Source organism: Bradyrhizobium sp. Leo170 (assembly GCF_004296405.1).
Taxonomy (GTDB): Bacteria; Pseudomonadota; Alphaproteobacteria; order Rhizobiales; family Xanthobacteraceae; genus Bradyrhizobium.
This window is the reverse complement of record NZ_PSRR01000038.1, coordinates 33,300-39,462: the sequence shown is the minus strand read 5'-3', so window position 1 is coordinate 39,462 and position 6,163 is coordinate 33,300. Positions and strand designations below refer to the sequence as shown.

7 protein-coding genes are annotated in these 6,163 nt (G+C 63.6%); all 7 read left to right on the top strand.

Annotated elements, in window-relative coordinates; genetic code table 11:
- Positions 1 to 103 precede the first annotated feature (103 nt).
- The gene (gene urtC / locus CWO89_RS09865) at positions 104 to 1,252 is read left to right on the top strand and encodes an urea ABC transporter permease subunit UrtC (protein ID WP_130578431.1); all 1,149 of its coding nucleotides are present in this window, start codon (positions 104 to 106) and stop codon (positions 1,250 to 1,252) included.
- Between the two features lie 3 nt (positions 1,253 to 1,255).
- Positions 1,256 to 2,005 carry an urea ABC transporter ATP-binding protein UrtD gene (gene urtD, locus CWO89_RS09860; protein ID WP_130578430.1) on the top strand — a complete coding sequence of 250 codons (750 nt, stop codon included), beginning with the start codon at positions 1,256 to 1,258 and terminating at the stop codon, positions 2,003 to 2,005.
- Entirely contained in the window at positions 2,005 to 2,700 is a 696-nt protein-coding gene (gene urtE / locus CWO89_RS09855; RefSeq protein ID WP_130578429.1) for an urea ABC transporter ATP-binding subunit UrtE, read from the top strand. Before urtD ends, urtE begins: the two co-directional genes overlap by 1 nt.
- A gap of 76 nt (positions 2,701 to 2,776) precedes the next feature.
- Positions 2,777 to 3,814 (top strand): aliphatic amidase, encoded by a 1,038-nt coding sequence (locus CWO89_RS09850; protein WP_130578428.1) that lies wholly within the window; start codon positions 2,777 to 2,779, stop codon positions 3,812 to 3,814.
- Between the two features lie 90 nt (positions 3,815 to 3,904).
- Positions 3,905 to 4,924 carry an alpha/beta fold hydrolase gene (locus CWO89_RS09845; RefSeq protein ID WP_130578427.1) on the top strand — a complete coding sequence of 340 codons (1,020 nt, stop codon included), beginning with the start codon at positions 3,905 to 3,907 and terminating at the stop codon, positions 4,922 to 4,924.
- A gap of 33 nt (positions 4,925 to 4,957) precedes the next feature.
- A complete protein-coding gene (ureE, locus tag CWO89_RS09840) occupies positions 4,958 to 5,488 on the top strand; it encodes an urease accessory protein UreE (protein ID WP_130578426.1) in 531 nt (176 codons plus the stop codon).
- 3 nt (positions 5,489 to 5,491) lie between these two features.
- Complete coding sequence (locus CWO89_RS09835; RefSeq protein ID WP_130578425.1) at positions 5,492 to 6,157, top strand: urease accessory protein UreF; 666 nt, start codon at positions 5,492 to 5,494, stop codon at positions 6,155 to 6,157.
- The last annotated feature ends 6 nt before the right edge of the window (positions 6,158 to 6,163 follow it).

The following is a 6,163-nucleotide window of genomic DNA, read 5'->3' as shown; positions in this document are numbered from 1 at the left end:
GCCGCGACCAACGACATCCTGCGCGCGCGGTCGTGTTCGGCGTCGTCATCGCCATCATCGTGCTCAAGCCGAAGGGGCTGTTTGCCCTGAAGGGGCGCTGACGATGCCGGTGAAACGCAAGATCGACTGGGCGATCTATGCCGCGTTCGTGGTGCTGATGATGCTCCTGCCGCTGGTGATGGATGCGTTCTGGCTGAACCGGGCCGCAAAGTATCTCGTCTACGGCATGCTCGGCGTCGCGGTCGCGCTGTCCTGGGGCTATGCCGGCATCCTCAATCTCGGCCAGGGCCTGTTCTTCGGCGCCGGCGCCTACATGCTGGCGATGTCGCTGAAGCTCGCGAGCACCACCAGCCTGCAGCAGGGTTCCGACAAGCCGGTACCGGACTTCATGCTGTGGAACGCCGAGCCGGGCGCGCCGACCGAGCTCTGCTGCATTAACAAGGCCTCATTCCTGTGGCTGCCGTTCCAGAGCCAGTGGTTCGGCGTTGCGATGGGGCTGATCCTGCCGGTGCTGCTCGCGACGATCCTCGGCACCATCGTGTTCCGCAAGCGTATCTCCGGCGTGTTCGTCTCCATCATCACGCTGGCGCTGGTGCTGCTGGTTCGTCTGGTGGTGATCGACTCGCAGCCCGTCACCAACGGCTTCAACGGGCTTACCGATCTCGGCTGGTTCAATGTCGCGGGCCTCGAGTTCGACCCTTACATCGTTCCCACCTACTATCTCGTCGCGGTCTCGCTCAGCCTGGTCCTTGTCGGCGCGCGGCTCCTGATCGATACGCGCTCCGGACTGATCCTGCAGGCGGTGCGCGACGACCAGAACCGGGCGCGCTATCTCGGCTTCGACGTGCCGGCCTACCAGACCTTCTTCTTCGCGGTCTCGGCGGCGATCGCGGGCTTTGCCGGCATGCTCTACGTGATCGTATCGGAGTTCGCGTCGCCGACCTTCATGGACCTGACCTTCTCCATCACCATGGTGGTGTGGGCGGCGGTCGGAGGCCGCGCCTCGATCTTGGGCGCCTGCATCGGCGCGATCCTGATCAACACGATTTCGGCGACCGTCAGCGAGACCGAAGGCTTTGCCGAAGCCTGGAAAGCGATCATCGGCCTGATCTTTGTGCTGGTGGTGCTCTATCTGCCGCGCGGCCTTGCCGGGCTCGCGCATGACTTCATCGACCGCTTATTGGCGCGCAAGCCCGCGGCCTCTCCGCGGGCGTTGCAGGTGAGCGAAACCTCGTCGCAGCTCGCGGAGTAGGCGATGGCGCAGGCGGCACTCACCATCGACGGCTTGAGCGTGGATTTCGAGGGCTTCAAGGCCGTCAACGGCGTGACCATGACGGTCGACGACGGCGAGTTGCGCGTGCTGCTGGGCGCCAACGGCGCCGGCAAGACCACGCTGATGGACCTGATTTCCGGCAAGACCAAGTCGACCGACGGTCGCGTTTATCTGCACGATACCGACATCACCAACTGGGAAGAGCACAAGATCGCGCGCGCCGGCATCGGCCGGAAGTTCCAGATCCCGAGCGTGTTCAAGGAGCTTACGGTCCGTCGCAATCTCGAAGTGGCGAGCTGCAAGAAGCCGGGCGTGTTCGCCAATCTGCGCTTCGGCTTCGGCGCGGAGGCGGAGCGCAATGTCGACGCGGTGCTGGAGCTGATCGGCCTCATCGAGGAGCAGGACCGCATCGCCGCCTATCTCAGCCACGGCCAGACCCAGTGGCTCGAGCTCGGCCTCCTGATCACGCAAAACCCAAAGATCATCCTGCTGGATGAGCCGACCGCCGGCATGACCCAGGCCGAGACGCACAAGACCTCGGAGATCGTCAACAACCTCAAGGGCCGTCACACGATCATCGTAGTCGAGCACGACATGGCCTTCGTGCGCGAGATCGCCGAGCGCATCACGGTGTTGCATCTCGGCCAGGTGCTGGCCGAGGGAAATGTCGAGCAGATCGAGAACAATCCGAAGGTGCGCGAAGCCTATCTGGGATCGAAGGGGATCTCGTGATGCTCGCCTTCGCCCATGTCGACAGTTTCTATGACCGCAGCCACATCCTGCACGATGTCTGCCTCGACGTGCCCGACGGCGAGGTGACCGCCGTGATGGGTCGCAACGGCACCGGCAAGACCACGCTGTTGAAGACGCTGATGGGGCTGACCGACCGGATGGGCGGCGAGATCAGGTTCGATGGCGACAACCTCGGCGCCAAGCCGACCTTTCAGCGCGCGCGGGCGGGCATCGCCTATGTGCCGCAGGGCCGTGAGATCATCCCGGACTTCTCGATCCGCGAGAACATCCTGATGGGCTCGTTTGCCCGCAGCGACGGCAAGCGCGAGATCCCGCCGCTGGTGGCCGAACTGTTCCCCTATCTGATCGACAATCTCGACCGCAATGGCGGCGTGCTGTCCGGCGGTCAGCAGCAGCAGCTCGCGATCGCGCGCGCGCTCGCCGCCGATCCGAAGATCATCCTGCTGGATGAGCCCAATGAAGGCATCCAGCCCTCGATCGTCGAGGAGATCGAGAACGTCATCATCCGCCTCAACCGGGACGTCGGGCTCACCGTCGTCCTGGTCGAGCAGAACGTATCGTTCGTCCGCCGCGCCGCGCATCGCTTCGCGATGATGGAGAAGGGGCGCGTGGTGGCGTCGGGCGAGATCGGCGAGCTCAGCGACACGCTGGTTCACCGCCACATGGCGGTGTGAGCTGGATGTCGCGGGGGGCAGGCAACGGTGCGTGAGGACCAAGAACCAGTGACCAGAAAACCGCAAGGAGAGCGATATGCTGCACGGTGATATTACTTCCAGCAACGACACGGTGGGCGTCGCCGTCGTGAACTACAAGATGCCGCGCCTTCACACCAAGGCGGAGGTGCTCGCCAACGCCCGCAAGATCGCCGACATGATCGTCGGCATGAAGACCGGCCTGCCGGGCATGGATCTGGTGATCTTCCCGGAATATTCCACCCACGGCATCATGTACGACTCCAAGGAGATGTACGAGACCGCGTCCGTCGTGCCAGGCGAGGAGACCGAGATCTTTGCCGAAGCCTGCCGCAAGGCGAAGGTCTGGGGCGTGTTCTCGCTGACCGGCGAGCGGCATGAGGATCATCCTAAGAAGGCGCCCTACAACACGCTGATCCTGATGAACGACAAGGGCGAGATCGTGCAGAAATATCGCAAGATCATGCCCTGGGTGCCGATCGAGGGCTGGTATCCTGGCAACTGCACCTACGTCTCCGAGGGGCCGAAGGGCCTGAAGGTTTCGCTCATCATCTGCGACGACGGCAATTATCCCGAGATCTGGCGTGACTGCGCGATGAAGGGCGCGGAGCTGATCGTGCGTTGCCAGGGCTACATGTATCCGGCGAAGGACCAGCAGGTGATCATGGCTAAGGCGATGGCCTGGGCCAACAACGTCTATGTCGCGGTCGCGAACGCCGCCGGCTTCGATGGCGTCTATTCCTATTTCGGCCATTCGGCGATCATCGGCTTCGACGGCCGCACGCTCGGCGAATGCGGCGAGGAGGATTACGGCGTGCAATATGCCCAGCTCTCGAAATCGCTGATCCGCGACGCGCGCGCGAATGGCCAGTCGCAGAACCATCTCTTCAAGCTGGTTCATCGCGGCTACACCGGCATGATCAATTCCGGTGACGGCGACCGCGGCGTCGCGACCTGCCCCTACGAGTTCTATGCGAAATGGATCGCCGATCCCGAAGGCACGCGCGAGATGGTCGAATCCTTCACCCGCTCGACCGTCGGCACCGAGGAATGTCCGATCGAGGGCATCCCAGCCAAGAAGGTCGCGCATCGTTGAACTGGAGTATGATGCGGCGCCGGCCGAACAGTCGGCCGGCGCACGCGAGACCATGAAAGAAAGCCATGAAATAAGAGAGGATGCGCCGTCATGACTCTCGATTACGAGATCTACGACCTCGGCGACGTCAGGCTGCAGCGCGGCGCGACGTTGCGCGGCTGCAGGCTGGCGTACAAGACCTTCGGCACGCTGAACGCCGCGAAGGATAACGTCATCGTCTATCCGACCTGGTATTCGGGCCAGCACTACGACAATGAGTGGCTGGTCGGGGAGGGGCGCGCGCTCGACCCGAGCAAATACTTCATCATCATTCCGAACATGCTTGGCAATGGGCTGTCGTCATCGCCGAGCAACACGCCCGAGCCCTATAACGGCCCACGTTTTCCGCAGGTGACGGCCTACGACAATGTGCGCGTGCAGCACCGGCTGGTGACCGAGAAGTTCGGCATCAAGCACATTCGCCTTGTAACCGGCTGGTCGATGGGCGCGCTGCAGACCTTCCACTGGGGCGCGCTCTACCCCGACATGATGGACCTGATCGCGCCGTTCTGCGGCTCGGCGAAATGCTCGCGGCACAATTTCGTCTTCCTCGAAGGCGTGAAGGCGGCGCTGACCGCCGACGCAGTCTGGAAGGAAGGCTGGTACACCGAGAAGCCCGCCCGTGGCTTGCGTGCCGCGGCGCGCGTCTATGCCGGCTGGGGATTCTCCCAGGCATTCTATCGCGAGAAGCTCGATCTCGAGGCGCTTGGTTACTCCTCGCTGGAAGACTTCCTGGTCGCATTCTGGGAAGGTTTCTTCCTGCCCAAGGATCCCAACAATCTCCTGACCATGCTGTGGACCTGGCAGAACGGCGATATCAGCGACAACGAAATCTACAAGGGCGATTTCAAGGCGGCGCTGGGCGCGATCAAGGCCAAGGCCTATGTCATGCCTGGTCAGACCGACCTCTATTTTCCGCCGGAAGACAGCCAGTCCGAAGTGGAGCACATGCCAAACGCCGAGTTCGTTCCGGTTCCCTCGATCTGGGGCCACTTCGCGGGCGGTCCCGGCACCAATCCTGCGGATGTCGATTTCATCGACGCCAAGCTGAAGGAGCTGCTGGCGAAGTGACAGCCTGCAGCATGATGTGGGAAGGAGACTGCGATGCTGCGCATCGAACGCGTGCTCGGTAGCCGGCTGGAGCCGGAATTGTCCGAGGAGCTGCACCGGCTCGAGCACCGCGGCGCAGTCGATATTGTCAACGTGCCCGTTGCCGATCTGGCGCGGCGGCGGCTTCTGATCACCACCCGCGGCGGCGTCGAGCTTGCGATCGCGCTGCCGCGCCACCAGAAACTGTTCGATGGCGCGGTGCTCGTGCTGGAGAACGACCGCGCGATCGTCGTGCGGGCGGCGACCGAACGCTGGCTGAAGCTCGAGCCGCGCTCGATCGCCGATGCGATCGAGCTCGGTTATCACGTCGGCAATCTGCATTGGCGTGTGCGCTTCGGCGGCGAGGTGCTGTTCGTGGCGCTCGAAGGCCGACCGGAGGATTACATCGCGCGATTGGAGGACATGGTCGCCTCGCGCCGTGTGGGCATCAGCGTGCTCGACGAGGAGGAAGACGTGCCGGATCATGCGGCATCGGAGGACGGCCACGATGGGCATCACGTCAACCAGCACGATCGAAGTCATTAAACGATGCTGTCGACCTTGCGCGCGCTATGGCAGGCGGATGGGGCGTTTCCCAGCGGCTCCTTCGCGTTCTCCTATGGGATCGAGGGCATCGTCGCCCTGCGCCACGGGCTGGACGCGCGCGAATTGAAACGGCTGGTAGCGGCGGCGCTGAAGCATCGCTGGGCCAGCTATGACCGGGTCGCGCTGTTGCGCGGCTTCCGCTGCAATGGCGATCTCGCCGTCATCGCCGCTGTCGATCGCGAGGTGGAGGCCTCGACGCTGGTCGAGAGCTTGCGTGTAGGCTCGCGCCGCAACGGAGCGTCGTTTTTGGCGTCGCATGCCCGGATCGGCAACGATCTTGCGGCCATCCTGCGCGATGTAGTGCGCTCCGGCGAATGCCTCGGCCATATCGCGGTCATGCAGGGCGCGGTGTGGTCCTCGGTCGGGCTCGACGAAAACCTGGCGCAATTGACCTCCGGCTACACCGTCGCCTCGGGCCTGATCACCGCCGCCATCCGGCTTGGCGCGGTCGGTGCGCTGCAGGGGCAGGAGGTGCTGGCTGATTGCCTGCCGCTGATCGAGCAGCTCACGATGAACGAAACGCCGCTCGAGCTCGAAAGCTTTGCGCCCTTCCTCGACGTCGCCGCGGCGCGCCACGCGCAGGCCGACCTGCGGCTGTTCGCCAATTGAGAGTGA